Genomic DNA, 24,256 nt, shown 5'->3' on the forward strand with positions numbered 1-24,256 from the left:
AGAACGGGATAATGCCCCTGAACAGAGTCGAAATCGGACCACCCCAATGACCAGACCCACCCTGCCCCCACGCTTTCCTGCAACGCCGAATCAGATCAGCGCACAGGTCCACGCATTTTACGCCCGAGTGCGAGAGGACGCGGTACTGGGGCCCGTCTTCAACAAACATGTCCACGATTGGCCCGCACATGAGGAAAAGATCGCCGCGTTCTGGCGCAACGCGATTTTGTTCGAGCGCAGTTATGACGGCAACCCGCAACGAGTCCATATCGAGCGGTCCGACGTAAAGCCCGAGTTCTTCGCCCATTGGCTGGACCTGTTCGAAGAGGTCGCAACCCAGACGCTGCCCTCTGAAACCGCGACGCCTTGGGTTGCGCTGGCCCGTCGCATCGGGGTGGGAATGAAAGCGGGCGTGCAATCCGCACGTCAACCCAAGGATGCACCACCGATCCTGCGTTGATCCCAAATCATACCGGCCATGCAATGTTAGCGGTAAATTAAGGACTATGCGCGCAGCCAAAATGGGTTTACTCAAAGGCAAGCCACCCGCAACATACGCAGTGTGATGGCACAGTCACAACACCGAGACATCACCCGAGGCCACAACGATGAGCACTCAGAACTCAACCCTTCGGGGACTTGGCTATGCGTTTTTGGGCTTTGCGGTCTTTGCCAGCCATGACGCGCTGATCAAGGCGCTTGGCGGCGTCTACTCGGTGATGCAGATCATCTTTTTTGCCACGCTGTTTTCCTTTGTGCCCATGGCCGTCACGATTCTGACCGACCGGACAACCGGGAACTTCCTGCCCCGCCACCCATGGCTGGTGCTGCTGCGGTCGGGCTTGATGGTCACCGCAATGTCCTGCGCGTTTTACTCCTTTTCCGTATTGCCGCTGGCCGAGGTCTATTCGCTGCTGTTCTCCTTTCCACTGATCGTGACGGTCCTGTCGATCCCCATCCTTGGCGAGGTGGTCCGCGCCCAGCGCTGGGCTGCAGTCGGTGTTGGTCTGATCGGTGTCCTGATTGTCCTTCGTCCCGGGGCCACCGACATTACCCTAGGCCATCTGGCTGCGTTGATGGCAGCGTTCTGCAGCGCTTTCGCCTCGGTTCTGGTGCGCAAGATCGGGAATGAAGAACGCTCAGCCGTGCTGATCCTGTACCCCATGTTGTTGGCCATCGCAGTGATGAGCCTTGCACAGCCTGCCGTCTATCAACCGCCATCCCTGCTGCATCTTGCGATGATGGCGCTGGTCGGTGTGTTCTCGGTCATCGCCCAGCATCTGATCATTCTGGCCTATCGTGCGGCACCCGCCGGGGTTATTGCCCCCAGTCAATATAGCCAGATCATCTGGGCTACGATTTTCGGCATGGCTTTCTTTGGTGAACGTCCGGACGTCTGGGTTGCAGTCGGTGCAAGCGTCATTATCGCATCCGGCGTCTACGTGGTGTGGCGCGAAAGCAGAACCAACACGACCTCGGCCAACACGCCCGTCCTGCGGGTGCGGTCACCTCGGTCGGATACCGGGGCGTCACGGCCAGGGGAGTAAGGGCAAAAACACGCAATCTCAGGGGTCTCTGACGGCCTTTCTTAGCTGTCCTTATGCCTGATCATAAAGTGGCCGTTCGCCCCTTTTTCTTCAAATTTTCCGGTCGCACGCACCAAATCGCTCAACCTCTTGTAACCGTAAGTACGGGAATCGAAGTCCGCGTAGATTTTGCTGAGTTGGCTGCCAACGAGCCCAAGCCTAACCCATCCGTCTGGCTCATCTGTGTTCCGAACCACATTGTGAATCAACTGGAAGGCATGGTTCAGATCATATTTAGATTTTTGGTGGGCCGCAGTCTCAGCCTGCTGGCTGACTGATTCAATTTTTTTGATATTCTCAACGTAAATAAACCTATTGCACGCTGTGACAAAGGCTTTGGGTGCCTTACGTTCTCCAATACCAAAAACATCTAATCCCTGTTCCCGGATCCGACTGGCAAGTTGGGTGAAGTCGCTGTCAGACGACACCAGAACAAAACCACCAAACCTTTCCGAGTGCAGAATGTCCATGGCATCAATCTCCAACGCGATATCGCTGGAGTTTTTACCGGATGTATTGGCAAATTGTTGGTGGGGAACGATGGCATATTTGGCCAATGACTTAGCGTCCCAACCTAGTGGCGACCCGTTAGAAAAATCACCGTAAATGCGCCTCAGGCCAGCTTCGCCTAAAGTAGCTATTTCTTCAAAAATCTCATCGGCATGTTTTGCGGGCACGTTGTCCGCATCAATCAGAACCGCAAGGCGGTCTGTCCTTACTGTTGTCACCTCAATCCCTCAACTATAAATTTTATTCGTAACGAGGAATGTAATGACAAAAAGGGCGGGCAAAAGCCCACCCTTTCAGATTTTTCAAGTTTGATCAGTAAACAACCACTGACCGAATGCTTTCGCCCTTATGCATCAGGTCGAAGCCGTGATTGATATCGTCCAGACCCATGGTGTGGGTGATCATCGGGTCGATCTCGATCTTGCCGTCCATGTACCAGTCGACGATCTTGGGCACATCGGTCCGACCTCGAGCGCCACCAAAGGCGGTGCCGCGCCACGAGCGGCCGGTGACCAGCTGGAATGGGCGGGTCGAGATTTCGGCCCCCGCAGGTGCCACGCCGATGATGATCGATTCACCCCAACCTTTGTGCGCCGCTTCCAGAGCCGTGCGCATCACGCCGACATTACCGGTGGCGTCAAATGTGTAATCCGCGCCACCTTTGGTCAGATTGACCAGGTAAGGCACCAGATCGCCTTCAACCTCGGACGGGTTGACGAAATCGGTCATGCCGAACCTGGTGGCCATTTCGACCTTTGACGGGTTCAGGTCGACGCCCACGATCTGGTCCGCTCCGGCCAGACGCAGGCCCTGAATGACGTTCAGGCCGATGCCACCCAGACCGAACACGATAGCCCGGCTGCCAATCTCAACTTTGGCAGTGTTGATGACGGCACCGATGCCGGTGGTCACGCCACATCCGATGTAGCAGATCTTGTCGAAAGGCGCGTCCTCACGCACTTTGGCCAGCGCGATCTCGGGCAGAACCGTGTGGTTGGCAAAGGTCGAGCAGCCCATGTAGTGCAGGATCGGGTCACCATCCAAAGTCGTAAACCGCGAGGTTCCGTCGGGCATCAGGCCCCGGCCTTGGGTTTCGCGGATCGCCTGACACAAGTTGGTCTTGGGGTGCAGACAGTATTCGCACTCACGACATTCAGGGGTGTAGAGCGGGATCACGTGATCGCCCGGTTTCAGGCTGGTGACGCCCGGACCGACGTCGACAACCACACCCGCGCCCTCGTGGCCCAGAATGGCCGGGAACAGGCCTTCGGGGTCAGCACCCGACCGGGTGAATTCGTCGGTGTGGCAAAGGCCGGTGGCCTTGATTTCGACCAGAACCTCGCCCGCCTTGGGGCCTTCGAGGTTCACATCCATCACTTCCAAAGGTTTGCCCGCCTGAATGGCGACGGCGGCACGGGTGCGCATGATCGTTGTCTCCCTGTCTTATTTGCCCCGACCCTGCGTCAATTGCAGGGTGTTTTCAACTGCGCTTTGGTGGCAGGTTGGCTAAATGTTTGATATTGCAGTAACGACATTGTCAGAAGGAGAAACGCCAATGCACCGATTTATTCCCGCGCTGGTCCTGCTGGCAGGCTGTGCTGAAACGACTGCACCTGTGGATACACCCGCCTCAACGGACGCGCCGGTTGATCTGGCCTTTTGCCTGGGCGGCGATTTTGCCGATTCCATCGGCCAACCGGTTTCGACCATCCAAGCCCAGTTGCCCGAACGGTCGCGTGTTCTGGGTCCCGATGACATTGCCACACAGGATTATCGCATCGACCGGCTGAATGTTTTCGTGAACGGAGCCGGAATCATTCAACGCCTGACCTGCGGGTAAGCGTGGACTCGAGGCATGATTCTACGGTAAGAACAAAATGGGAACATTTTGATGTCTGCCAATGCCAAAACGCCGAATACTCTCACTGTGGTTCCCCCGTCTGGGGGCTGAACGGCTGATCCGTGCCGCGCGGGGGCTGCATGTTGGCCCTTTGGCGGTGGTTGCGGAACAGTCGAACATGCAGGTGATCACCTCATTGAACGCAGAAGCGCAGGCCGCAGGTCTGCGTGTGGGCCAGCCCGTGCGTGATGCCCATGCCATGTGCGCGGCCCTGATCACGCGACACCGCAACGCCCCCGCCGAGGCCGCGTTTCTGACCGCGCTGCGCCGCTGGGCCGGCAAGTTCAGCCCATGGGTGGCTGAAGAGATCCCCGATGGTCTGATCGTCGACCTGTCGGGCTGCACGCATCTGTTCGGCGGGGAGGAGGCGCTGCTGAGCGTCATTGAAACCGATTGCGCCGATATGGGGCTAAGCGTGCAGATGGGTATCGCCGACACGTTGGGCGCAGCCTGGGCGCTGGCGCGTTATGCGGGGCAAGAGGCCACGTCTGACCGCAACGGCGACGCCATCAGCCAAGAGGCACGCGCCACCCGCGCGCGCGCAGGGAAACGGCGGCACTGGACCAAGGGCGGGGCCGCGCCGCAAGTGATGGCTCTGGGCGGTGGCGCGCGGATCGCAGCACCAGGGCAATCTTATGGCGCGCTCAGCCCTCTGCCGATTGCGGCGCTGCGGCTGGAAGATCAGGTTGTGGCACAACTGAACCGGCTGGGCCTGCGCCGGATCGGCGATCTTTTGGGCCAACCCCGGGCTTCTCTCGCCCGACGGTTCGGGCGCGGGCTGGTGATGAGACTGGATCAGGCAATGGGCAGCGCGCCAGAACCGGTATCCCCCGCGCGTCCGCCGCATCACTTTGCGGTGCGGATGACCCTGCCCAACCCGATCGGGTTGATCGAGGACGTGATGGCCGCCATCGACCGGGTGCTGCCCACGCTGTGTGCGAAGCTGGAAGAGAAGGCGCGCGGCGTCCGCACCCTGCGGCTCGAGGCGCATCGCGCCGATCAGGCGGCCGAGATCATCGAAGTTGGTCTGGCCCGTCCAACCTATGACAAACACCGAATTCGCCCTTTGTTAGAGATGAAAATCGACAAAATAGACGCAGGCTATGGCATCGACATGCTGCGGCTTGAGGCGATCCAGACCGAGCCCATCCATGCCCGCAACGTGGCCGGTCACGCCGAGGCGCGCCGCGTGGCTCGCGCGCGGCTGGAGGGCAATACAGCGGTAGATGATCTGATCGGCAAACTGGGCGCGCGGGTCGGGTTGGACGTGATCACCCGGCGGCACCCGGCGGCCTCACATATCCCCGAAAAAACCGCGCAGACGTTGGCGGCGGCGTGGTCGGAACCCGCCCGTGACTGGCCTGCCCCGTCGCGCCCACGCCCGTTGCAGATGTGGCAGCCCGAGCCGGTGATGGCCGCTGAAGCCCCGGATGTTCCAGCCGCCTTTCGCTGGCGCGGGCGCGACTGGCAGTTGGCCCAGGCCACCGGCCCGGAACGGATCGCACCCGAATGGTGGCTGGATGACCCCAACTGGCGCAGCGGCGTGCGTGACTATTGGGTGGTGGTCACCGAACAAGGTGAGCGGCTGTGGCTGTTTTACGGCCATGGCGGCACGATGTCGGCAGGCTGGTTCTGTCAGGGGCAGTTTGGTTAAACTCCTGATTAGAGTCTATTTCCCGCGGTAAATCAGCCAATCCGGCAGGTAATCCAGCAAACGGATCACCCAAGAGAACGGTGCCGGGAAATCGGTGCGGAACCGGCGGCGCGACATCGCCCTGACCACCCGGTCCGCCGCGTCCTCAGGCGTCATCAGCATCGGCATCTTGAACGTGTTCTTTTCGGTCAGGCGGGTCTTAATGAAGCCCGGATTGACGATCCGAACAGTTACCCCCGTGCCTGCCAGATCAAATCGCATCGTTTCAGCCAATGAGACAAGCGCCGCCTTGCTGGCCGCGTATCCGACAGCAGCCGGAAGCCCGCGATAGCCAGACAAAGACCCGATCAGGGTAATGTCGCCCTGTCCGGCCCGTAGAAACCCTGGCACCGTCTCACCCAACACACGCAGCGCGCCAAGGTAGTTCACGTCTGTCATGGACAGAACAGCTTCGGTATCCCAATCGGCCGATTTCATAGGCTCGTAGGCACCGGCATTGTAGACCAGCCCATCCACCACGCCGACATCTGCAACAGCCCGGCGCACAGCCGCCAGATCGGTCACATCAAACGGCACCGCCCGCGCGTTCGGAAGGGTTTTGCAAATCTCGGCCAATCGCGCCGCATTGCGCGCCGAGAGGATCAGTTTTGCCCCCTGTCGGCTTAGCGCCTGGGCCAAAGATCGGCCAAGCCCCTCACTGGCGCCAACGATCCAATAAGTTTTTCCGTCAAAACTGCTCATGCTTGGGCCATCCGGACTGTCGGGTACATATGGCCCGGACATTGGTTTCGTGTTGTTTCAGACAATTTAAGGATTTTACGGATCGGCAACAAAGCTGGATCACGTTAACGCTCAAAAAACCGGGCAAGACATCACGATTTAACGCACGTTCAAAAAAAGTCCAACGTGATTGATCCGTACACGCATCTGATGCGTAATCCTTTTAAATTGCCTAACTAAGGGGATCACATGTTCGACGAACCAAGGGGCGCACGCAAGAAAATCGCAATTGTAGGTGCAGGAATATCAGGCCTATCCGCAGCTTACTATCTATCCGAAGACAATGATGTAACGGTCTATGAGGCCGAGCCAAGACTGGGCGGCCATGCCCGAACGGTCATGGCTGGTAAAAACGGCGATCAACCGGTCGACACCGGTTTTATCGTGTTCAACTATTCCACCTACCCCAACCTGACCAAACTGTTCGATGAATTGAACGTTCCCGTGATCAAAAGCGAGATGAGCTTTGGCGCCACGATCGACAATGGTCGCCTCGAATACGGATTGAACAATCTGCGCACGCTGACAGCGCAAAAACGCAACCTGATGCGTCCGGCCTATTACAAGATGATTTCGGACATCCTGCGCTTTGGCAAAGAAGCCCCGGAAGCTGCCAAGAACAATGACACTACGATTGGCGAACTGATCGACGAACTACGTTTGGGCCACTGGTTCCGCCACAACTATCTGATGCCCATGTGCGGGGCGATCTGGTCTACCCCCGTCGAATTCATTGACCGCTTTCCCGCACGTTCGCTGGTGCAGTTCTTCCAAAACCATGCCTTGCTGGCCGGTGATCGGTCAAAGCAGCATCAGTGGTGGACGGTCAAAGGTGGCAGCATTGAATATGTCCGCCGGATCGAGGCTGCATTGCGCGCCCGCAGTTGCGAAATCCGCGTCGCCTCCCCCGTGCAGCATGTTCAGAGGGATGAACTGGGCGTGACCGTACTCAGCGAAGGCCAGGCTGACCTGTATGATGAGATCATCCTTGCCACCCATTCCGACCAGTCGCTGGCCATTCTGGGCGACAGCGCCACACCCGAAGAAAATGCTGCCCTTAGCGCGATCAAGTACCAACCCAACAAGGCTGTTTTGCATTGCGATCCCGGCCAAATGCCCAAAAGACGGGCCTGCTGGTCCAGCTGGACCTATCGTTCACAGGCCGGAAATGTCGGCGTTACCTACTGGATGAACCGATTACAGAACATTCCGGACAGTGATCCGATGTTTGTAACGCTCAATGTTGCGGCGGATATTCCCGCAGACAAAATCTATGACGAAGTCGAATTCGCCCATCCGGTTTTCGATCAAGCCGCACTGAAGGCCCAGGGGCAAATTCGCGACATGCAGGGACAGAACAAAACGTGGTTTGCCGGTGCATATAACCGGCATGGATTTCACGAAGACGGGATTGCCAGCGCGATGCATGTTGTCGCGCAGTTGAATGGCACCCCGCAAACCATCGGAGCTGACAATGGCGTTGCCAAAAATGACCCGGTCATCCCTGTCGCGGCCGAATAGCTCGGTCTGGTGCGTCGCTCTGCTGTCGCTGACCTTGCTGGCCCCAGTCGGGCTGGAAGCGTCAACCGTGTCGAACGAATTGCCGAACGCCGAACTGCGCGGGTCCGCCACGTTCCGTTACCTTGGCCTGCCGATCTATGACGCAAAGCTGTTCACGCCAGGCGGTGCCCCGTTCAGTTGGAGCGATGATTTCGGATTGCAGCTGAACTACCGCAAAAACCTCAAGCAGAAGGCTCTTGTCGAATCCACGCTGGACGAGATGACACGGCAAGGAAACAGCGGGCTGACACAAGCCCAGCTTGAACAGTGCTTTCAGGCTGTCAGCAAAGGCGACAGCTATCTGGCCATCTCGGAAGGGCCGAACAAGGTTGGTTTCTGGCGGAACGGGCGCAAAACCTGCACTCTGTCCGGGCCAGGCGTCAAAAATACATTCATGTCGATCTTTCTTGGCGACAACACCAGATCTGCAAGTTTTACACGCCAGTTGAAGGGACAGTGATGCTGTATCCCCGGGTCAGCCTCTATGCGCTGATGCTCGCAGCGGCGGGTATTCCCCTTTACATCCACCTGCCGCGTTTTGCTGCGGTTAACCTTGGGATTAGCCTTGGGGTGATTGGAACGGTACTGCTGTTGATCCGGCTTGTGGATCTTGTGCAAGACCCGCTGATAGGCTGGGCGATTGACCGATGGCCGAAGGGTCAGTTGGCGTTCGCCGCTATGGCCGCCGTTGGGCTGGCGGTTGGCTTTCCGCTGCTCTTTGCCTTGCCACAGGGCGCAAGCGTGACATCGCTGATCCTGATCCTGATCCTGCTGTTCTCGGCCTACAGCCTCGGGACCATCCTGCTTTACGGGCGCAGCGCAACCCTGGCCAAAACACCAGGCGCAAAAGAGTTAATGACACTGGCAGCCTTCCGCGAAGGTGGACAATTGGCGGGGGTTGTCATTGCCGCGAGCGCGCCTGCACTGTTCGTCGCTTTAGGGGCGAGCGCACAGGGATACCCCGCCTTTGGGCTGTTTCTGGGCGTCCTGTCGATCGTAACTATCGCGCTGACATTCCCAATGTGGCGGCGCACGCCTATTACTGGCGAGGGCCTGTCTTTTGCAGGGCTGGGCCGGGCTGGAGCATTGCGACTATTGGCGCTGGCGCTGGTCAACAGCTTGCCGGTCGCCATTACCTCAACCCTGTTTCTGTTCTTCGCTGAAGACAGGCTGCAATTGCCGGGCAAGGCGGGTCCCTTGTTGATCCTGTTTTTCCTCAGCGCCGGCGCCAGCGTGCCACTTTGGGCCAAGCTCAGCAATCGCATTGGTCCGAAACAGACCCTAATCATTGCTATGCCGCTGTCTATTGCCAGCTTCATAGGTGCTGCGATGTTGCCGGCGGGTGAGCTTTTGGGCTTTGCTCTGATCTGCCTTGCCTCGGGTGCGGCACTTGGGGCCGATATGGTGGTCCTGCCGGCCATGTTCTCGGTCGTTTTGACCCGCGCCGGCCTGAACGCCTCAGCCGCGTTCGGCATCTGGTCCTTTGCGGGCAAGCTGGGCCTCGCGCTTGCCGCCTTCTTTACATTGCCCCTGCTGGAACGCAGCGGCTTTTCACCTGGCCAATCAAATTCCGCCCAAGCCCTGGAAACACTCAATCTGGCTTATGCGGTACTACCCTGCATCCTGAAACTTGGCGCGTTTGGCATGGTCCTGACGTTGCCCACGGAGGTCTCAGCCAAATGAAAACGCTTGTTGTTTTACTGTTCGCCGCTCTCGCTTTGTTTATTGCCAAGAACCGGTTCCTGAGCTTCCGGTCGCAAACACCGGCCGACTACACCGGCACTGGGCCTGCATTCAAAATGAAAGAGGTACTGAACGGAGAAATCCTGTCCGAGGGGCTGATCTATGGGCCGAACGGCAAGATGTCGAACAGCTTTGTCGCCCGTATGGTTGGGAACTGGGATGGCAACACCGGCACGTTGGCCGAGCATTTCACCTATTCCAACGGCAAACAGATGACACGTAAATGGTATCTGACGCTGGGCACCGGCAATACGTTCATCGCCACGGCGGATGACATCGTCGGTGAAGGTCATGGAACAATTTCAGGATCAACTGTCAAACTTACCTACCGCATTATTCTTCCCGAGGATGCCGGTGGGCACACTTTGGACGTCACCGACTGGATGTACCTGACCGAAAACGGTGTAATCATGAACCGGTCCGAGATGCGCAAGTTCGGCATCAAGGTCGCAGAGCTGATTGCCACGATGCGCCCCGCGCCCGAGGTTAAATCCGCACATGTCCCCAGTTCAAACGGCTATGATGCGGACGCAGAACAAAGGCCGCTGCAATGATCTCGCGTCGGGTCCTTGTTGCGGGCCTGGCAGTCGCCGGACTGGCCGTTCTGACCGCCTGCTCAGCCAAACCGCGCGTTCCCAAGACCTTTCTGTCTGATCGGCAGTTGAACCTTGAAGAGTTTTTTGAGGGCAAGACCGTCGCCCATGGCCAGTTTCAGGATGTTCTGGGCAACGTTCCGCGCCGCTTTACGGTGGATATTGACGGATCGTGGGATGGTGAAATCCTGACCCTGGTCGAGGATTTTGTCTATGATGACGGCGCCACCGAGCAGCGTGTCTGGACGTTGACTAAGACGGGCGAGGACACCTGGACCGGCACGGCCCCCGGCGTTCTGGGAACCGCCACCGGGGTCGAGCGCGGCGATACGTTCAATTGGACATACAAGATCGACCTGCCGGTCAAAGAGGGCACCATGCGGGTCAACTTTGACGACTGGATGTGGCTGCTGGACGATGACCGTCTGCTGAACCGAGCCTATGTCTCGCGTTATGGCGTCCGGCTGGGCGAGGTCATCCTGTTCTTTGAGAAGAAATAAGCTAGCAAAAGAAAAGGGCAGGCCCGAAGGCCTGCTCTTTAACTTTGTGGTTTAGCTCAACTTAGAAGTTGAACTGAGCACCGAAGTCAGCGCGGATGCGCCCGTCCTCGTCACCCGTTTTGATTTCGCCGATACCACCACGCAGCGATGCACCGCCGCCCAGGTCGTAGATGGCGCCAATACCGATATTGCGGGTATCGTTGTCAGCCGAACCGTCACCGTAAGCAAACTGCAGGGTGGTTGCGGCGCCGAGATTGTATGCCAGCGACAGACCGTATGCGGTACCGTTCTCGGCGTCATCAACAACGTCATCGTCAGCTACAAACAGAGTACCCGAAAAATCACCGAATTCTGCACCCAGGGTCAGAACGGTCAGCGACTGCTTTTCGCTCGCGCTGTTCACGTTCGCCTTGGTCTGACCATAAGCCAGAGCGGCAGTGATGTTGTTGAAAGTGTAGGTTGCGCTGATGTCCCAACGGTCTGCGTCTTGCGGAACACCGTCCAGAGCAACAGTTGCCTGATCATATGACGCACCAAATGCGAAATCGCCAACTGCGTACTGGAAGAACACGGCATTCGCGCCCGAACCGGTCGATGTGTACTCCAGGAAGCTGTAGTCAACCCCCGAATACTGACCCAGGAACTCTTCCAGGCCCGGTTCGTTACCGAAGTAGTTGGCCAGGTTGTCGAAAGAACCGGCAACGTTGCCCGCGTCAACACGCAGACCACCGTAAATGACCGAGAAGCGTGCGCCGTTCAAACCCGCGCTGTTCTGTTCGCCGTTGCCGGAATCGTCGTCAGCCTGCAGACGAACGCGTGCCTGGAACTCAACACCGCCATCGGTTTCTGCGGTGCCGTCGATATTCAGGCGGAAACGCGAGACCAGGATGGTGTTGTCGGTGTCGACGTCCGCGGTGCCATCAGCGACGATGTCGCCGTTTGCGTCCGTGGTAAAGTTGTTAACAGTACCGGTACGATCTTCTTGGTAGCCAATACCAAAACGACCGTAGCCGCTGAATTTAACGTCGGCCGCTGCAACGCTTGCAGTTGCAATCAGAGCCGTCGATGCAATGAGAAGATTTTTCATGGTAAACCCACAAGTTTTGAGAGGAGTGCAGCCGCTAAGGCGACTGCTGGCCTACTCGGAAAAATTCCGAGCGTGCGCAATGGTTTCGCTGCATTTCATTCTGGGCAAAGTTGGTATTTGTTGCATCTTTGCAAATGCAGAATACCGCACGAAACCCAATTTCCTGAGTATTTACGTATGTTTCGCGATCAGCTGTGTTTCGTTACAAAAAGTTGATCAAAGAAATGCGACGACACCCCTTTAAATGCCAAAAAACGTACATGTTTGCAATTGAGACTTCCCAAGGTCAGATCCAACCTGCCTAAAATGGGCAGATTCGGGCAAAATCCCGCTCAAAACAGGTTCTGTGATGGGTAAATCGGCTGATGAAACCCACCAATCAATTGCTGGTGTAGAAGAAAGACAGCTTGCGGCTGACCCCACCTGGCGGCAGCGGAAAGGGCGAGGCCGCCTGCACTTGCGCCCTTGCGGCCCGGTCAACATCGGACGACCCTGAACTGTCGATGACATCGACCCACGCCAGCGTGCCATCGGGATTGATTTCGAAAAACACCTTAGCAAACCCCCGGGCAGCAACAAATACCGGGGGTGCGCGGTTCAGGTGGACCAAGACCTCACCCGCATAATTGGTAGTGTCCGAATTGCCGGGGCCACGCCCGCCCGAACGGCTGCCACTACTGCCAGACGTGAAGGCATCCAGACCTTCGCGCCTGTAGGCGTAAAGGGGCGATTCAACCACCTCTGACGGAAACTGCAACTCGCTGAAGTCCCGCGCGCCATTCAGCACCCCCCGCCGTTCCGGCGTCGGTTGGCGTTCAGGGCGCTGCGGCCGGATCGAAGACGTCACGGCCAATTCTGTCACGTCTTCATTTGCATCCTGTTCGGTTGGATCAACCGGATCATCCGGCTCAATCGCCTCGGACTCCAACGGTACAACAGGGATCGCGGCCTCGGGCGACGGGGTGACCGGCAGCGCCGCCAGCTCTTGCGGTTGGGGCGATACGGGCTGGACCTCGGTCGCGACCTCTGGCTCGACCGCGACAGCCTCGGGGATTCCTTCGGGCACATCGGTCGATGTTTCCGCCTCGACCGGTGGGGTTTCGTTGACATCTTCGCTGGCGGCGGCATCGCCTTCGGATGTGTTTTCGGTCTCTGCCACATCAGGCTCAACCGGTTCCGTGGCAGTCGGCTGGACCACTTCGGCTTCGCCGATATCAGGCGCGTAAACCTCCTGCGGGTTTTCAGACGCCACAAGCGCCTCACTGACCGGGATTTCCGGTTCCTCAGGCAGCCTTTCAACCGGTGGCTCTGGTGCCTCGGCCGGTTCAGGTTCAATCGGTTCGGCGACAACCTCGGCAAGATCCTCGAATGTCGTGCTTAGCTCAATTGATTCAGGCGCTTGGCCGCCTGGCGCGTCTTCTGCAAGCCGCTGCCCGGTCACGCTTAACCCCATCAGGTGCAAAAACAGCGACACCAGAATGGCCACCGCCGCAATCATAACCGACCGGCGGATCATTCCAGCGCCTTCTCGGTCACAACAAAGACGGATGAAGCGCCTAGACGGCGTAAAGCGCCGGTCACCTCGATCAGACGCGGGCCCGGTGCGTTTCGGTCGGGGACGATGCGCACGGCTTCGTCCCCTTGGCCACGCATATGCGTTTCGGGATCTGTAGGCGTTCCACGATAGCTCAACGTGCCGTCGGCGTGCAGGATCAGCGCATCAGGTGGCTCGCGCCCTTCAAGGTCTGCGGTGTTCACGAGCTCAAGATCCGGATCTAACGGCGGGGCCAGCGTGCCGGTGAGCAGGAAAAAGATTAGCATCAGGAAAACGACGTTGATTAGGGCAATCGTCGAGTCGCGTCTGCGTTTGGGGCGCCTGTACTTGATCATTCCAGCACCAGAACGCTTAACCCGTCACGCCCGCGCAGCCGGACCAATACGTCGATGACACGCTGCGCCGTTGTATCCGGGTCCAAACTGACCAGAACCTGCCCGGCCTCCAATTGCGTTTCCAGATCATTGAGAGAGACCGTTTGCCCGTTCAGCACCAGCCGCTCCGACCCCAACTGCAGGAACAACCGCTCGGTCGGTGTCGCCGAAGTCGTACTGCCGCCCACTGCATTGCTCAGCTCGATCTCGCCATATTTGGCAAAGGTCGAGGTCAACATGAAGAACAGCAACAGCAGGAAAATCACGTCGATGAGCGGAGTCATCGACATGGGACGCCGTACGAAGGGTGCGGTGTTACGCATGTCCGGGGGCGGTCGCCACGGCCCGGGTATCGTCGGCCTGCGGAACGGCCTGCCCCGGCACCAGAATTGTGCGCAGCGCCTTGTCCGCAAAGACCCGTTCGCGCGCCGTGCGACTTTCGAACCAGGACAACAGCATCGAGGTCGGCATCGCCACGGCAAGCCCCACAGCCGTTGTCAGCAGGGCAACCCAGATACCTCCGGCAAGCAGGGATGGGTCGACAGACGATCCAGCGGATTGCAGGCTGCGAAACGCCTCAATCATCCCCAGGACCGTGCCAAACAGACCCAGCAGCGGCGCAAGCTGCGCCACGGTGTCCATCAGTCGGAAGCCGCGCTCAAGCCCGGCAAGCGCCAGACCGGCCTCGGCATCCAGCCGTTGGTCCAGACCCGGCGTATCTGAGGCATTCATCGCAACCCGTACCAGGGGGGCAAGGTAACTGCGGCTTTTGTCCAGACGGGCGTGGGCGGTTTGCGGATCGCCCGCATCCCAGGCAGCCAGCGCCTCGGACAACACCCGGTGACGCCCGACCCCGGATGCTGCGAATTGCCAGACTTTGTAAAGCGTGACCGCAACGGTCACCACCGACATCGCGATCAGGATCGCAACAACAGGTCCTCCCAGATCAAGGATTTCGCGCAATGCTTCAAAGGGGCTCATCCAATCAACTCCACATCTGTTCGGCTTTGCAGTTTCAGCCCGTCTTCACATATCGAACTGTCCGCCCCGGCCACCTTGCATGTGTTTGTGCCGTTGATCAGGGCTTTTCCGACCGAGCTGCAGGCCATGCCCGGCAAATCGAATTGGCGCACACGTGGTCGTTCCGTAGGTAAGTCGCGGAAGTTGAATAGAGAAAGTCTGACAACGCTACCGGAGGCATCGAAGATCACTGTCTCAAAACTGGCTTCGTCAATGGCTGTCCCAGTTTGGTTTTCCACGACAAAGGTCAGTCGGCAGGCGTTTTCGACATCCTGAACCGTATTCAACTCAATTTGCAGACCTTCCGAAGCGGCCACCTCGGACTGAGCTATCGCAACTGCAGGCAATGCACATACACAAAATGCAGCAAGTGCCGGACGGAGAAAGAACATTGGCGCGCTCCCGATTGTTCAAGGCAGACATCAAGGGCCGGCGACGCTCCGCTGGCGTTCAGCTACACATAGTCAATGCAAGAGGTTGGCGAAAGGGGGACCCTTTGGGTTTGTGATTAGGTATCACGTCAGCGTTCCTGCGCAGTCGCAAGCACACAAGCGATCAGCCACTCAAGGGCGTTTGATTTCATACCGTGTTCGGCTGAAATCACGATGCTTCGGCTTTCAAAAATCTGTGTATAAACAGGCCAGTCTTCCTGGTTGGTCGGATAAATCGAACCGGCCACCTTTCTCAATTCCCAATCATGCCTCTTTCCGCCAGTCACGCCGAAGCTGATCTGGCCGGGAATAGTGGTCGTCCCAAACTTTTCGGTCATCAGCGGGTCAGCGAAATCGCGCTGTCCTAGCCCCTGAACAAATGAATGAATGGCGGGGTTGCATCCCAACCTGAACCACATCCCTTCGATTGCAGCGTTATGCAAATCGGTCGGCAGTTCGCCCTTTGCGGTCTAGTACTTCATCCACTGGCTGGCGCGTGGGTTAGAGCCCTACTCGTTCAACACACAGAACCACACCTAAAAACAGATAAAGGATGATGTTGGCTCTCGTGTCAGAGTTGGCCAGCCATTATCCTTGCTAATCCTTTGAAAAAGTGGTGAGCCGTGCAGGACTGTGCGGGGCGGGGGAAATCAACGGCTTGCGCTGGCGAACCGGAGAAACCTGCCCCTTGACTTGATTGGCCTTTTCGCGCCTCTGGCGAACCTTTTCCGGGGGCCTAGAAACCGAAAGGTCGCTGACTGGGCTGGCACCCGCGTCAACGACCAAATCGAAAAGTCTGCTGAAGAAACCTACCAGATCGCAGGCGTGATCGCAATCGCGGGAGGGGCCCATGTCTGAGCTTCTGCCCTTCTGCAAGATCAAGCTGCAATTCCTGCTGGAGATGGTCACGGACCACGAGCTGGACGACAACGCCCTGCGCGTGGCGCTCTACCTGGCGTTGGCTCACGCTGACCACGAGACTGGCGAAAGCCGCCCGTCCTTTGAGACCATCGGTGCGGCCATAGGCAAGCACGCCAAGTCGGTCAAGCGGGCGCTGAACAAGGTCGAGACGGCGGGTTACATGACCGTAGAGCGCGGTACCAACAAGGGGAAATCCTCGCGCTACCGTCCGACCGAAGCGGCCATGCGGCGGGCCACGGATCGCCGCCGGGAGGGGGACAAGGTTGTCCCGCTTCGCCGCGCCAAAGGGGGACAATCCTGTCCGCAAAGCGGGACAGAGCTGTCCAGCAAAGGGGGACAGGATCGCCCCCCGAACAGAGAACAAGAACTTAGAACAGAACAAGGGCGCGCGTCCGCGCCGGATTTGCCCGATGAAGGACAATCCGGCGGAACGCGCTCAAAACGCAGCCCTAGTGGCCAGCGCCTGGTCTTCGTCCCAAGGGGCATCTGCTTCGTCCAGGACTGGAACGAAAGGTTGGCCCGGGAGGGGATGACCACGCTCGAACGCAGCCTGCCCCTGTCACCGCACAAACATCACCAGGGCTTCTGGCTTCCGGCACGGACACCCGCCCAGTTGGGCAGCGCAGAGTGGCAGGACCAGCTCCAATTGCTCAGAGAATTGATCCGCGAAACGTCAGAAAACGTGGAGCACCGCCATGCGGTCTGAGCAAACAGCAAGGCGACCCATGTCATACGCTGGCGCGGATGACACGGGACCTTGCGAGGGGCGGCAAGCCTCCCCTTCGAACCCCACCGGCGCGGGTAAAACCCGCGCGAAGGAGCCATTGACGGAGACCTTCGTCTTTCGCTGCACAGCCAACGAGAAGGCCGAGCTGCGCGCCAAGGCAGAGGCCGCTGGCCTGCCCGCCGCGACGCTCTTGCGCGAGGCGCTAGGCCTGACGGAGGCGCGCAGACGCAAGCCTGTGCCGCGCGTCGATCCGGCACTTGTGCTGGCCATGGGGCGCATCGGCGGCAACCTCAACCAGATCGCGCGCTGGCTGAACCGGGCGATGCTGGTGGGCCGCACCGACCTCGACAGCCTGACCCTCGCGCGCCGCCTCGTTGTGATCGAACGCCAGCTTGCCGCGCTCCTTGATGAGGCGCGGCGGTGCTGATCAAGTTCTTCCCCAACGGCAAAGGCGCGGGCGCAGGGCCGGTCGGCTACCTCGTGGCGGAGCGCGTGCTGGCCTATGACGGCAACCGCGATCTGGTCCGCGACGCTGACGGCCAGCCTCTGACCGTAACGCGCGATCCCTTGCCTGAGGTCCTGCGAGGCGACCCAAGCCGCACAGAGGCGCTGATCGACGCCAGCCGCCACCAGTGGACCTACCGCGCGGGCGTGATCAGCTTTGCCCGTGAGGACGCACCCAGCGAGGCGCAGCAGGCCGAGGTCATGGACGCCTTCGAAGAGCTGGCCTTCGCAGGGCTGGACGGCGAGCAATACGACATGCTCTGGGTCCGGCACAGCCACGAGGACCGCGTCGAGCTGCACTTCTGCACTCCGCGCCTGGAGCTGACCACCGGGCGCAGCTTGAACATCGCGCCACCGGGCTACCAGGACGCCTTCGATTCCTTGCGCGACCTCATGAACCAGCGCCACGGCTGGGCTGACCCTATGGAGCTGGAGCGCGCGCAAGAGGTGCGCGACACCATCGAGGCCCCGACCCGCGCCTATGGCCGCGACGAGCTGCATGCCTGGATCCTCGATCAGATATCGATGGGTCTGATCGAGGATCGCGCCAGCATGGTCGACGCCCTGGCCGATGCGGGCTTCGACCTGCCCCGCGTGGGCAAGGCCTACCTGACCGCCCAGGACCCCAAGACCGGCGAACGCTGGCGCCTGAAAGGAGAGATTTTCCATGAAGACTGGCAAGCCGACCCGGCTAAGCGAGAAACTGAACGCGGAGCTGGACACGATACGCCAGGACTACGCCGCCTCGATGGCATCCCAGCTGGAGAGCTTCAGGACCGATTTGACGGGTATTGCGAGCGCCGCGCGGCGTACCATCGAGAGCGATACGCGCCGCTTCCTGAACGAGAACAGGAGCTTGTTCGAGACGCGGACCGAACAGATCAGGCACTGGCTGACGATCTCGCCCTGGGTGATCTCGGGTCTGATCGTGACGGGGATCGCCTCGATGATGGCCGCGAGTTGGTTCTGGACGGCCCTGCTGACACGCTCGGAGATGGCGGAGCTGGGCCTGACGCGGATCGAGCAGGGGGAACAGACCTGGCTGACGCTGGACCCGGACAGGACCGAGCTGAAGACCTGCACGCTGGCCGGGACGCCGGTCATCTGCATCAAGATCGAGGAGAGATGAATGACGACGCCCCTGACAGCCTTGGAGCGCGACTTGCTCGCCTGCGTCGAGCGGTTGGTGACGGCCTGCGAAACCTCAGCCGCGGAATTGAGCGGCTTGGAAGCGCGCTCGACGAAGAGGCTGCAAGCCCAGTTGGATGGTATCGCGGGCTGCGCGACGCTGCTCATACGCTCGCAGATCGCGTCAATGCAGGCGTTGCGTGGCTTGCTGAGCGAAGAGGCCACCTACAACGCGCTGGACGCGAGGTTGAACGAGAGCTTGACCTTAGCGAAGGCCGCCGAAGAGAGGCTGAGACAGAGCTAGAGGTACGGGAGCGCGAGATGGATAGGGGGCTGACGCATTGAGTGTGAGATGTAGCACGTTGGACACCATCTAGCGAATTTTACCGAAAATTAATACAAAATGTTGTAGCGCTTGTGTTCAAAGTGATGCAATTTGAAGAACCTCATGTCACGCCCGGCACCGGCAAGGGAGAACTCTAACAATGGGAAAGCGCCGCGTTACTGCGATGTTGGATGAGAGCGATATTACCGAACTTGAGGCCATAGCCGAGCAGAACCGTGTGTCTCTAGCATGGGTCATTCGCGCAGCTATTTCGAATTACTTGGAAAGCGAAGGCCAGACACACCTGATCAGGAAGTCGCGCACTCGATTGGAAAGCAGCTAAATGCGACGAACTATTGACCATCAAGAATCTCAACATGGGGTTCCAAGACGCGGCTACGTGCTTTCGAGCGCTGTTGAAAGTGTCGCCCGGCACGCCAGGGCGGCAGTTTCTCGCGTACGCGTTGCATTGGATGGTGACATAGCGATGCTTCCGGACCGGTTAATGAAGGAGGTCTCTGGGGATGTCGAAAGAGCATCCTGGCTCTGTCTTTCGGCCTGGTTTGCTGCATCAGCTGATCGCGGCAGGAACCAAGGTCTGGGGATCGAGTACGCATTAAGTTGGTTCCTGGACATACGACTAAGCACAACACGCCAGTCATTTTGGCGGAAGCTGGACGCTGAAATTCGGTCTGACTTGGAATGCATCGCCAATTCGCCAGGTGTCTACGAGCTACTACCTTACATCCTTGAGGTGCACGGACCCGGCTCGCGGCTGAGTGTGATGCGCGATCCTTCGACAAATACCGCACGTACTGCGAAGAAAACCGCTGGTGTTTTCTACACACCTCCAGACGTGGCGTCCTTCATGGCGCGTTCAGCCTTTTCAGATTGCACCTTGGAAAGCGCCCCCAAAGTCCTCGATCCGGCTGTCGGGACCGGTGTGTTTCTGCGAGCCGCTTTGGTTGAATTGGTGAAAAGAACTCCGTCTAGCAATACCTTTCACTTGGCGTGTGACACCCTTTTTGGGTGCGATATTGACCCGATTGCATTGGACGGAGCTGCCACGGTCATTCTTGTTGACTGTTTAGACGCAGCGCTTGAAGCCGAAAGTTCACCATTCGAGGCATGGAGCAGGCTGCGACGGAACCTTGTACACATCGACACGTTGTCAATTGACCCAGATGGATGTGCCTCAAAGTCGGAAGGCAGAAAGGAAGTTTCCGAAGTCTTTCCGTCTGCCGCCGAGGGATTTGATGTCATCTTGGGGAACCCCCCTTACGCTAGATTCGGCTCAAGAAATGACTGGCATGAATTGGCGCACAGATTCGAAACTGTTGCAGCGAACCCTACGCGAACAGCCGATTTGTACCCCGTCTTTATTGAACAGATGACGCGTCTCGCTGGCTCCCGGGCGCATGGCGCTTTGGTGGTGCCACTATCTGTCGCGTGCAACTCCGGTAGGCAGTTTTCCACGTGTCGACACCTAATTGAGCGCCAGAGCGGCATCTGGAGGTTCGCACATTTTGATCGTCAACCTCATGCTCTGTTTGGTGAAGACGTCAAAACGCGGAACACGATCATTTTGTGGGAAAAGCGACAAAACGCCAAGTCGGTCTACTCCGGCCCTCTGAGGAAATGGCGTGGCCAAGATCGCCAACGGATGCTGGAGGCTATTGAATACACGAAATTGGAAGTCGGTATTCGCCCAGGAATCCCGAAAATCAATGGTACGATGCAGTCCCGTTTGCTTGCAGATCTTTCGCAGCACCCTCTTATCCTGTCGCACATCGTTAAGGAATGGGGCAGGTCCACGCTCCGGGAAGTCCCTGGCGGTGCCGAACATGAGGTCTTTGTTGCACCAACGGCATATAACTTTTTGGGTATTGCACGTCCATTTTCTCACGCGAAGGGCGACGAAGAGGTTCTTTCAACTAACCCACTAATCAGGCTGTCATTCTGCTCTGTAGAAGATGCGAAGGCTGGATATGCTCTTCTTTCAAGCAATTTGGTGTTTTGGTGGTGGCATGTTCACGGGGATGGATTCCACGTAAACCGAGCGACGCTGCAAAAGATACCTGTCGGACAATCAGCCTTCGCCTCCTCAACCCTTGGGCAGTTGGCAAACCTAGGCGAAGAACTATGGGAAGCAGTACAGCGAGCACCCAATCGAAGCGTCAACCGAGGAAAGGTCTCATACACCTTTTCTGCTAGCTCAGCTCCGGAAATCAAGAGCGAGATTGACGCGGTTTTGCTCCAATCGTTGGGGCAAGAAGCTCGCCTCGCTCGAGAGTTGGCAATCTACCATGAAATCGCAACAGAAGCCCGGCTCTTTGAGCCGGACCACCTCAAGAACCACAGGGAAGAAGCCTATGACAAAACGCGTGCCGCCTGAAATTAAAGAAAAAAGCCGACTGACCAAAGAGGAGTGGCGCGAGTACACGAAAACAGTTTGGTCCATTGCGAACAAAGCGCATAAAGACCATCCGGCAGCCTTTCCTACTGAAATTCCCCATCGGCTCACAAAGCTTTTCAGCTTTTATGGGGAGACCGTTCTCGACCCGTTTGCGGGTACCGGCACGACCGCCAAAGCCGCGATCCCCCTCGGCCGGCGAGCTGTTTGTGTTGAACAGAACCCTGCATACGTCGAGATCATTAAGAAGGAATGCTCTGCTTTGAGGAACGGGCATGAAGATGACTTCGTTCCCTTAGATACGATTCACGGCGACAGCCGAAACATGGACGCAGTTGCCAACGATAGCATTGGACTCGTCGTGACAAGTCCGCCCTATTGGGACAAGGCCGACTATGGTGATGGTCCTGACAATCTGGGTAACATTCAGAACTATCGCGAATTCTTGGACGGAATTCGTCCCGTGTTTGAAGAATGCTATCGAGTGCTCCAACCTGGTCGAAAGATGTGTGTGGTGACCGCCAATGTGAATCAGCACACTGATCACGGTCTGTTGACGTTTCCCCTGGCGACGGATTTCGCAGTGCTCTTGCGAAGTGTGGGCTTCGTGATGGTGAACGAGGTCATCTGGTCAAAAGATGGCACTGGAGGAAAGTGGGGATCGTTTGGTGCTCAGCGCCCGATTTTTGGCAGCTATCCCTACCCCCCAAACTTTTTGTTCAAGAACGTGCACGAATATGTCCTAATCTTCTCGAAGCCTAGCAAAACCAAGTCTAAAGGGCCGAAAGCAAAGAATTACTCTGATCTGATGGACGGAATCCAGCTGACAGTACCGTATTTGCCTATCGACGAAGAACCAGAAACACATCTACCGTTGGTGTAGTCAAATCAGTCTGGGTGAGAAATGTTTTATAACCAACCGCTTGCTATCCGGTTCGGTACTGAGCTTCTGAAGCAAATCCAAGAAGTCACAGGGATCGAGACGTATTGGGACTCTTTGGATGTAGCTGTCGCCTGGGTGAGAGCCTCGGGCGTCTCCCACTTGGAAGATAGCCTTATCAAGTTTCTTAAAAGCGGCGGGCATCTAAGGTTCATTGTTGGCATTGATCTTCACAATACGTCGTTTGAAGGCCTGAAAGCGCTAGTTAAACTCGAAGACCATGGAACAAGCGAAACTTTCGTCTATCACAATGAAGCTGGAAGTGTTTTTCATCCAAAGGTTTATCTGTTTCGAAATGTCGAAGAGGCACGTTTGATCGTCGGCTCAAACAACATGACCGCTTCAGGCCTATATTCCAACGTCGAGGCCGGGTTACAGCTCGACACGGCGCTGACCGACGATGTCATTGAGAGCGCTCTCGACGCTATGGCATCGTGGCGGGACACGAGTTCTGGCTTTGCCTTGAAGCTGGACAAGCCGCTTTTGTCGAAGCTTCTGGACAACGGCTACATCAAAAAAGAAGCAAATATTCGACCCCCACAAAGAAAAAGCAAAAAGAAATCAGATGGTTCTGCTACCGAAAAGCTTTTCGGGTCACGCACTTACGCCCCGCCAAAAATTGCCGCAAAGAAGCCGAAGAAGAAACCAGCTCCCCCCGTCGGTACCAATGCAAGTGAGTCGCATGAGGCCGATCCCTCAGGCACTACTGTGTTGATGCGACTGCGCAAGGCACGAGGGACGCAAACCCAAATTCCGTTTCGCGTGGCCGACAAGTTCTTCAAAGACATCACGCAAGTCGAGAGCGTTCAATCAGGTACAGTGCATGGCTTGAACCCTGCAAAAGCGCACAATAAGCAGAACACGATCAAGCTAGAAATCCCCGAATTGAAGGACTTCGACGATCCTTACGCCAGGTTCGAAAAAAGTGGCGGCACCGTTACCTATGAGGTTCATGACGTTGGCAGCCCGAAAGGAAATCAGATCAAGGCGACGCTGGAAGACGGGTTCAAGAATGAATCCACGCAAATGAGTATCAGCGACAAGGAACGAGCTACATGGTGGAGATACATCTAGCCATCCGGGCGACGTCGTCTACTCGTACTACTCACCCAACGGCCTGAAGCATCACGTATTTGGCCTATTTGACTGGTTTGGCCTGTGACGAACACAGGCGACGGTAGAAGTAGCTTTCAATCCCAACTGCCAAGGCGAAGGCCGGAAAGGTCATTGCGACTACAACGCCGGAGAAGGCCGCGGCCAGAAGCGGAATCCAAGGCATGTTGTCTACTTCCCAGAACGCGTAGAGTGGCCCCCAGGTCATCAGGTAGACCAGGGAGCAGGTTGCCATGATGCTCATCACCGGGCGCGTGTAGCGGCCAAGGTCAGCCTGCATCCGCTCGGTTGACGCCAGTTGATGGCGTTGCCACGCCTCGGGTTGTCTCATGTCCATTCGCTACTCTCTCAACAGTTCGATCCAGGTGTGGACGTCGTCCATGGCGATTTCCTTCCCTTCCAGAAAGGACCGGTACCAACGCGCGGCAATCGCCCCGCGCTTTTCGCTTTTCAGCTTTGTGCCGCTGTCGGACAGGTACTTGTCCAGCGCGACCTCGAACTCCTCAAGGGCGGCGATGTCATGTTTCATACGTACTGCTTCAACTCCCAACAAAATCCAATTCAGGTCAACATCGAACTTTCGGTGCATCTCGACCAACGCCTCGACCGGGATCGAGCGCTTACCCAGCTCATAGCTCTGGTAGGCGCGTAACGAGATTCCGAGCGCTTCAGCCAGTTTAGCCTGCGACATACCCAACTCGTTGCGCGCAATCGCGATGCGCGCGCCCAAGGCGCTCAGGTAGTCATAGGGACGATCCGCCATTTTCGACAGCAATCCACTTGCAGTTGCGTCCATATGGATGCTATACGCACAAATGAACGTTATTCGTTGTGTTTTGTTATCGGACCACCCCGCGCGAGCACATTCAATCCGATTCGCGCTACCTTACGA

General features: G+C 57.7%; 28 protein-coding genes. 16 read left to right on the forward strand and 12 right to left on the reverse strand.

All coding sequences use genetic code 11. The features are described from left to right. Positions 1-46: 46 nt before the first annotated feature. Together DK510_RS20520 and DK510_RS20525 are read left to right on the forward strand one after the other, a co-directional pair. A complete protein-coding gene (locus tag DK510_RS20520) occupies positions 47-460 on the forward strand; it encodes a group III truncated hemoglobin (protein ID WP_109313685.1) in 414 nt (137 codons plus the stop codon). A 148-nt stretch (positions 461-608) separates the two neighbouring features. Beyond that, the gene (locus tag DK510_RS20525; RefSeq protein ID WP_109313686.1) at positions 609-1,547 is read left to right on the forward strand and encodes a DMT family transporter; all 939 of its coding nucleotides are present in this window, start codon (positions 609-611) and stop codon (positions 1,545-1,547) included. Between the two features lie 41 nt (positions 1,548-1,588). Here the strand turns inward: DK510_RS20525 and DK510_RS20530 are convergent, their stop codons facing one another. Next, the gene (locus DK510_RS20530) at positions 1,589-2,314 is read right to left on the reverse strand and encodes an NYN domain-containing protein (RefSeq protein WP_109313687.1); all 726 of its coding nucleotides are present in this window, start codon (positions 2,312-2,314) and stop codon (positions 1,589-1,591) included. Between the two features lie 94 nt (positions 2,315-2,408). After that, positions 2,409-3,521 (reverse strand): S-(hydroxymethyl)glutathione dehydrogenase/class III alcohol dehydrogenase, encoded by a 1,113-nt coding sequence (locus DK510_RS20535; protein WP_058272862.1) that lies wholly within the window; start codon positions 3,519-3,521, stop codon positions 2,409-2,411. A gap of 130 nt (positions 3,522-3,651) precedes the next feature. On the opposite strand from DK510_RS20535, the gene DK510_RS20540 reads away from it, so the two are divergent. Both DK510_RS20540 and DK510_RS20545 read left to right on the forward strand, forming a co-directional pair. Further along, positions 3,652-3,936, forward strand: a complete 285-nt coding sequence (locus DK510_RS20540; protein WP_109313688.1) for an I78 family peptidase inhibitor — start codon at positions 3,652-3,654, stop codon at positions 3,934-3,936. Positions 3,937-3,997: 61 nt separating this feature from the next. Next, complete coding sequence (locus DK510_RS20545; protein ID WP_109313689.1) at positions 3,998-5,650, forward strand: DUF6504 family protein; 1,653 nt, start codon at positions 3,998-4,000, stop codon at positions 5,648-5,650. Between the two features lie 15 nt (positions 5,651-5,665). Here DK510_RS20545 and DK510_RS20550 read toward each other — a convergent pair whose 3' ends face one another. Continuing rightward, positions 5,666-6,391: an SDR family oxidoreductase gene (locus DK510_RS20550; RefSeq protein ID WP_109313690.1), complete on the reverse strand. Its 726-nt coding sequence runs from the start codon at positions 6,389-6,391 to the stop codon at positions 5,666-5,668. Positions 6,392-6,619: 228 nt separating this feature from the next. Here DK510_RS20550 and DK510_RS20555 point away from each other — a divergent pair, with 228 nt between their 5' ends. From DK510_RS20555 to DK510_RS20575, 5 genes are read left to right on the forward strand one after another with little or no spacing between them, the layout of a single operon-like run. Further along, positions 6,620-7,951, forward strand: coding sequence for an NAD(P)/FAD-dependent oxidoreductase (locus DK510_RS20555; protein WP_109313691.1), 1,332 nt, complete (start codon positions 6,620-6,622; stop codon positions 7,949-7,951). Next, the gene (locus tag DK510_RS20560) at positions 7,905-8,450 is read left to right on the forward strand and encodes a hypothetical protein (protein ID WP_234999177.1); all 546 of its coding nucleotides are present in this window, start codon (positions 7,905-7,907) and stop codon (positions 8,448-8,450) included. The genes DK510_RS20555 and DK510_RS20560 overlap by 47 nt, the downstream gene beginning before the upstream one ends. Continuing rightward, positions 8,450-9,673 carry an MFS transporter gene (locus DK510_RS20565; RefSeq protein WP_109313693.1) on the forward strand — a complete coding sequence of 408 codons (1,224 nt, stop codon included), beginning with the start codon at positions 8,450-8,452 and terminating at the stop codon, positions 9,671-9,673. Before DK510_RS20560 ends, DK510_RS20565 begins: the two co-directional genes overlap by 1 nt. Then, a complete protein-coding gene (locus DK510_RS20570; RefSeq protein WP_109313694.1) occupies positions 9,670-10,287 on the forward strand; it encodes a DUF3833 domain-containing protein in 618 nt (205 codons plus the stop codon). Before DK510_RS20565 ends, DK510_RS20570 begins: the two co-directional genes overlap by 4 nt. Continuing rightward, on the forward strand, positions 10,284-10,826 hold the full coding sequence (locus DK510_RS20575) for a DUF3833 family protein (protein WP_109313695.1): 543 nt from the start codon (positions 10,284-10,286) through the stop codon (positions 10,824-10,826). Before DK510_RS20570 ends, DK510_RS20575 begins: the two co-directional genes overlap by 4 nt. A gap of 61 nt (positions 10,827-10,887) precedes the next feature. Here the strand turns inward: DK510_RS20575 and DK510_RS20580 are convergent, their stop codons facing one another. From DK510_RS20580 to DK510_RS20610, 7 genes are all read right to left on the reverse strand, one after another. Next, positions 10,888-11,913: a porin gene (locus DK510_RS20580; protein WP_109313696.1), complete on the reverse strand. Its 1,026-nt coding sequence runs from the start codon at positions 11,911-11,913 to the stop codon at positions 10,888-10,890. A gap of 379 nt (positions 11,914-12,292) precedes the next feature. Beyond that, a complete protein-coding gene (locus DK510_RS20585) occupies positions 12,293-13,429 on the reverse strand; it encodes an energy transducer TonB (RefSeq protein ID WP_109313697.1) in 1,137 nt (378 codons plus the stop codon). Next, entirely contained in the window at positions 13,426-13,803 is a 378-nt protein-coding gene (locus DK510_RS20590; protein ID WP_058272852.1) for a biopolymer transporter ExbD, read from the reverse strand. Before DK510_RS20590 ends, DK510_RS20585 begins: the two co-directional genes overlap by 4 nt. Next, on the reverse strand, positions 13,800-14,165 hold the full coding sequence (locus DK510_RS20595; protein WP_234999179.1) for a biopolymer transporter ExbD: 366 nt from the start codon (positions 14,163-14,165) through the stop codon (positions 13,800-13,802). Before DK510_RS20595 ends, DK510_RS20590 begins: the two co-directional genes overlap by 4 nt. After that, the gene (locus DK510_RS20600) at positions 14,158-14,823 is read right to left on the reverse strand and encodes a MotA/TolQ/ExbB proton channel family protein (protein ID WP_109313698.1); all 666 of its coding nucleotides are present in this window, start codon (positions 14,821-14,823) and stop codon (positions 14,158-14,160) included. Before DK510_RS20600 ends, DK510_RS20595 begins: the two co-directional genes overlap by 8 nt. Then, on the reverse strand, positions 14,820-15,254 hold the full coding sequence (locus DK510_RS20605; RefSeq protein ID WP_234999181.1) for a hypothetical protein: 435 nt from the start codon (positions 15,252-15,254) through the stop codon (positions 14,820-14,822). The genes DK510_RS20600 and DK510_RS20605 overlap by 4 nt, the downstream gene beginning before the upstream one ends. Before the next feature lie 128 nt (positions 15,255-15,382). Then, positions 15,383-15,631: a hypothetical protein gene (locus DK510_RS20610; RefSeq protein WP_160116578.1), complete on the reverse strand. Its 249-nt coding sequence runs from the start codon at positions 15,629-15,631 to the stop codon at positions 15,383-15,385. Positions 15,632-16,143: 512 nt separating this feature from the next. Here DK510_RS20610 and DK510_RS20620 point away from each other — a divergent pair. The 7 genes from DK510_RS20620 to DK510_RS20650 all read left to right on the forward strand — a co-directional run bounded on the left by DK510_RS20620 (position 16,144) and on the right by DK510_RS20650 (position 23,325). Then, a complete protein-coding gene (locus DK510_RS20620) occupies positions 16,144-16,920 on the forward strand; it encodes a helix-turn-helix domain-containing protein (protein WP_109313701.1) in 777 nt (258 codons plus the stop codon). Positions 16,921-17,038: 118 nt separating this feature from the next. Then, positions 17,039-17,368: a plasmid mobilization relaxosome protein MobC gene (gene mobC / locus DK510_RS20625; protein WP_234999182.1), complete on the forward strand. Its 330-nt coding sequence runs from the start codon at positions 17,039-17,041 to the stop codon at positions 17,366-17,368. Beyond that, positions 17,362-18,918, forward strand: a complete 1,557-nt coding sequence (locus DK510_RS20630) for a relaxase/mobilization nuclease domain-containing protein (RefSeq protein WP_109313702.1) — start codon at positions 17,362-17,364, stop codon at positions 18,916-18,918. The genes mobC and DK510_RS20630 overlap by 7 nt, the downstream gene beginning before the upstream one ends. Positions 18,919-19,058: 140 nt before the next feature. After that, positions 19,059-19,241 carry a ribbon-helix-helix domain-containing protein gene (locus DK510_RS20635; RefSeq protein WP_109313703.1) on the forward strand — a complete coding sequence of 61 codons (183 nt, stop codon included), beginning with the start codon at positions 19,059-19,061 and terminating at the stop codon, positions 19,239-19,241. Positions 19,242-19,403: 162 nt separating this feature from the next. Beyond that, positions 19,404-21,293: an N-6 DNA methylase gene (locus DK510_RS20640; protein WP_160116579.1), complete on the forward strand. Its 1,890-nt coding sequence runs from the start codon at positions 19,404-19,406 to the stop codon at positions 21,291-21,293. Next, a complete protein-coding gene (locus DK510_RS20645) occupies positions 21,271-22,194 on the forward strand; it encodes a site-specific DNA-methyltransferase (protein ID WP_160116580.1) in 924 nt (307 codons plus the stop codon). The genes DK510_RS20640 and DK510_RS20645 overlap by 23 nt, the downstream gene beginning before the upstream one ends. 21 nt (positions 22,195-22,215) lie before the next feature. Beyond that, complete coding sequence (locus DK510_RS20650) at positions 22,216-23,325, forward strand: phospholipase D-like domain-containing protein (RefSeq protein ID WP_109313706.1); 1,110 nt, start codon at positions 22,216-22,218, stop codon at positions 23,323-23,325. A gap of 64 nt (positions 23,326-23,389) precedes the next feature. Here the strand turns inward: DK510_RS20650 and DK510_RS20655 are convergent, their stop codons facing one another. Continuing rightward, entirely contained in the window at positions 23,390-23,701 is a 312-nt protein-coding gene (locus DK510_RS20655; RefSeq protein WP_109313707.1) for a hypothetical protein, read from the reverse strand. A 3-nt stretch (positions 23,702-23,704) separates the two neighbouring features. Continuing rightward, positions 23,705-24,160, reverse strand: a complete 456-nt coding sequence (locus DK510_RS20660; RefSeq protein WP_234999183.1) for a helix-turn-helix domain-containing protein — start codon at positions 24,158-24,160, stop codon at positions 23,705-23,707. Positions 24,161-24,256 lie beyond the last annotated feature (96 nt).

The organism is Ruegeria sp. AU67, from assembly GCF_900312795.1.
GTDB classification, from domain to species: Bacteria; Pseudomonadota; Alphaproteobacteria; order Rhodobacterales; family Rhodobacteraceae; genus Ruegeria; species Ruegeria atlantica.

What these genes read in the sequence shown, in the direction of transcription:
- DK510_RS20575 (WP_109313695.1), top strand. Translation starts at nt 10,284, where the DNA reads ATGATCTCGCGTCGGGTCCTTGTTGCGGGCCTGGCAGTCGCCGGACTG.
- DK510_RS20590 (WP_058272852.1), bottom strand. Translation starts at nt 13,803, where the DNA reads ATGATCAAGTACAGGCGCCCCAAACGCAGACGCGACTCGACGATTGCC.
- DK510_RS20540 (WP_109313688.1), top strand. Translation starts at nt 3,652, where the DNA reads ATGCACCGATTTATTCCCGCGCTGGTCCTGCTGGCAGGCTGTGCTGAA.
- DK510_RS20605 (WP_234999181.1), bottom strand. Translation starts at nt 15,254, where the DNA reads ATGTTCTTTCTCCGTCCGGCACTTGCTGCATTTTGTGTATGTGCATTG.
- DK510_RS20595 (WP_234999179.1), bottom strand. Translation starts at nt 14,165, where the DNA reads ATGCGTAACACCGCACCCTTCGTACGGCGTCCCATGTCGATGACTCCG.
- DK510_RS20600 (WP_109313698.1), bottom strand. Translation starts at nt 14,823, where the DNA reads ATGAGCCCCTTTGAAGCATTGCGCGAAATCCTTGATCTGGGAGGACCT.
- DK510_RS20545 (WP_109313689.1), top strand. Translation starts at nt 3,998, where the DNA reads ATGCCAAAACGCCGAATACTCTCACTGTGGTTCCCCCGTCTGGGGGCT.
- DK510_RS20645 (WP_160116580.1), top strand. Translation starts at nt 21,271, where the DNA reads ATGACAAAACGCGTGCCGCCTGAAATTAAAGAAAAAAGCCGACTGACC.
- DK510_RS20565 (WP_109313693.1), top strand. Translation starts at nt 8,450, where the DNA reads ATGCTGTATCCCCGGGTCAGCCTCTATGCGCTGATGCTCGCAGCGGCG.
- DK510_RS20520 (WP_109313685.1), top strand. Translation starts at nt 47, where the DNA reads ATGACCAGACCCACCCTGCCCCCACGCTTTCCTGCAACGCCGAATCAG.
- DK510_RS20655 (WP_109313707.1), bottom strand. Translation starts at nt 23,701, where the DNA reads ATGGACATGAGACAACCCGAGGCGTGGCAACGCCATCAACTGGCGTCA.
- DK510_RS20635 (WP_109313703.1), top strand. Translation starts at nt 19,059, where the DNA reads ATGGGAAAGCGCCGCGTTACTGCGATGTTGGATGAGAGCGATATTACC.
- DK510_RS20640 (WP_160116579.1), top strand. Translation starts at nt 19,404, where the DNA reads ATGAAGGAGGTCTCTGGGGATGTCGAAAGAGCATCCTGGCTCTGTCTT.
- DK510_RS20570 (WP_109313694.1), top strand. Translation starts at nt 9,670, where the DNA reads ATGAAAACGCTTGTTGTTTTACTGTTCGCCGCTCTCGCTTTGTTTATT.
- DK510_RS20620 (WP_109313701.1), top strand. Translation starts at nt 16,144, where the DNA reads ATGTCTGAGCTTCTGCCCTTCTGCAAGATCAAGCTGCAATTCCTGCTG.
- DK510_RS20610 (WP_160116578.1), bottom strand. Translation starts at nt 15,631, where the DNA reads ATGACCGAAAAGTTTGGGACGACCACTATTCCCGGCCAGATCAGCTTC.
- DK510_RS20560 (WP_234999177.1), top strand. Translation starts at nt 7,905, where the DNA reads ATGGCGTTGCCAAAAATGACCCGGTCATCCCTGTCGCGGCCGAATAGC.
- DK510_RS20580 (WP_109313696.1), bottom strand. Translation starts at nt 11,913, where the DNA reads ATGAAAAATCTTCTCATTGCATCGACGGCTCTGATTGCAACTGCAAGC.
- DK510_RS20585 (WP_109313697.1), bottom strand. Translation starts at nt 13,429, where the DNA reads ATGATCCGCCGGTCGGTTATGATTGCGGCGGTGGCCATTCTGGTGTCG.
- DK510_RS20550 (WP_109313690.1), bottom strand. Translation starts at nt 6,391, where the DNA reads ATGAGCAGTTTTGACGGAAAAACTTATTGGATCGTTGGCGCCAGTGAG.
- DK510_RS20555 (WP_109313691.1), top strand. Translation starts at nt 6,620, where the DNA reads ATGTTCGACGAACCAAGGGGCGCACGCAAGAAAATCGCAATTGTAGGT.
- DK510_RS20535 (WP_058272862.1), bottom strand. Translation starts at nt 3,521, where the DNA reads ATGCGCACCCGTGCCGCCGTCGCCATTCAGGCGGGCAAACCTTTGGAA.
- DK510_RS20525 (WP_109313686.1), top strand. Translation starts at nt 609, where the DNA reads ATGAGCACTCAGAACTCAACCCTTCGGGGACTTGGCTATGCGTTTTTG.
- DK510_RS20650 (WP_109313706.1), top strand. Translation starts at nt 22,216, where the DNA reads ATGTTTTATAACCAACCGCTTGCTATCCGGTTCGGTACTGAGCTTCTG.
- DK510_RS20660 (WP_234999183.1), bottom strand. Translation starts at nt 24,160, where the DNA reads ATGGACGCAACTGCAAGTGGATTGCTGTCGAAAATGGCGGATCGTCCC.